Source organism: Saccharomonospora iraqiensis subsp. paurometabolica YIM 90007, from assembly GCF_000231035.2.
Classification (GTDB): Bacteria; Actinomycetota; Actinomycetes; order Mycobacteriales; family Pseudonocardiaceae; genus Saccharomonospora; species Saccharomonospora paurometabolica.
The window spans coordinates 32,089-33,528 of record NZ_KI912234.1; the positions used below are offsets into that span (position 1 = coordinate 32,089).

The following is a 1,440-nucleotide window of genomic DNA, read 5'->3' on the forward strand; positions in this document are numbered from 1 at the left end:
GTCGGCCGAACCGCGGCGGAGCTGCTGGCCGGGCTCGCGGCGCTGAGCCGGAACGAGGCTCTGCCCGGCGTGGTGCGCGGCGAGGCCGCCGGCGTCGACGGCACGGTGTTCGTGTTTCCGGGGCAGGGTTCGCAGTGGGTGGGGATGGCGCGGGAGCTGGCGGTGGAGTCGTCGGTGTTTGCGGGGCGGTTGTCGGAGTGTGTGGCGGCGTTGAGCGCGTTCACCGATTTCTCGGTTGATGAGGCTCTGGACGATGCCGATCTGTTGGGTCGGGTTGATGTGGTGCAGCCGGTGTTGTGGGCTGTGATGGTGTCGCTGGCCGAGTTGTGGCGGTCGTGGGGGATCGAGCCGGATGCGGTGGTGGGGCATTCGCAGGGTGAAATCGCGGCTGCGGTGGTGGCGGGTGCGTTGTCTCTGGAGGACGGTGCTCGGGTGGTGGCGTTGCGGTCGCGGGTGTTGCGGCGGTTGGCGGGTCGTGGCGGGATGGTGTCGGTCGCGTTGGGTGAGGTCGAGGTTCGTGACCGCATTGCCGGGTTCGGTGAGCGGGTGTCGATCGCTGCGGTCAATGGCGAGACAGCGGTGGTGGTGTCGGGTGAGCCGGGGGCTCTGGACGAGTTGGTCGCGGCGTGTGAGGTCGAGGGTGTGCGGGCGAAGCGGGTTCCGGTGGATTATGCCTCGCATTCGGCGCAGGTCGATGAGTTGCGGGATGAGTTGTTGGCGGTGTTGGAGCCGGTCCGGCCGCGTGCGGGTGAGATCCCGATCCATTCGACTCTGACGGGTGAGGTTGCGGATGGCTCGGGGATGGATGCCGGGTACTGGTTCGACAACCTCCGCTCCACCGTCCGGTTCGCCACGGTCGTCGAACGCCTCGACGGCAGTGCCTTCGTCGAGTGCTCCCCGCACCCGGTGCTCACCGCGGCCCTGCCCGACGGCGTCGTCGCCGTGGGCTCGCTGCGCCGTGACGACGGCGGCCTGGACAGGATGCTGCTCTCCCTGGGCGAGGGCGTCGTGCGCGGCCTGAGCCCGCGTTGGTCGGCCGTCGCTCCCGGCGCCAGGGTCGATCTGCCCACCTACGCGTTCCAGCGCACACGATTCTGGCCCGCCCCCGCCGCCCCGGCGACGCCGGTGGCCACCGCGGACGCCGAGTTCTGGGAGGCGGTGGCCGACCAGGACCGGGATGCGCTCGCCACGACTCTCCAGCTGGAACCCGATGCGGGCCTCGACGAGTTCCTGCCCGCGCTCGCCGAGTGGCGCGAGCGGGGCACCGTGCGCACCACGGTGGATTCCTGGCGCTACCGCGTCACCTGGCAGCAGCTCGCCGACACGGCCACCCCGCTGAGCGGCCGCTGGCTGCTCGTCGCTCCCGACGGGGTCGACGACCCGTGGAGCGCCGTGCTGTGCCGTGCCCTCACCGCGCGCGGCGCGGCCGTGACGCGCGTG

At 71.3% G+C, this 1,440-nt stretch carries 1 protein-coding gene; it reads left to right on the top strand.

What is annotated here, in order from left to right:
• On the top strand, positions 1 to 1,440 hold a 1,440-nt coding region (locus SACPADRAFT_RS0211425), incomplete at both ends, for an acyltransferase domain-containing protein (RefSeq protein ID WP_007027601.1).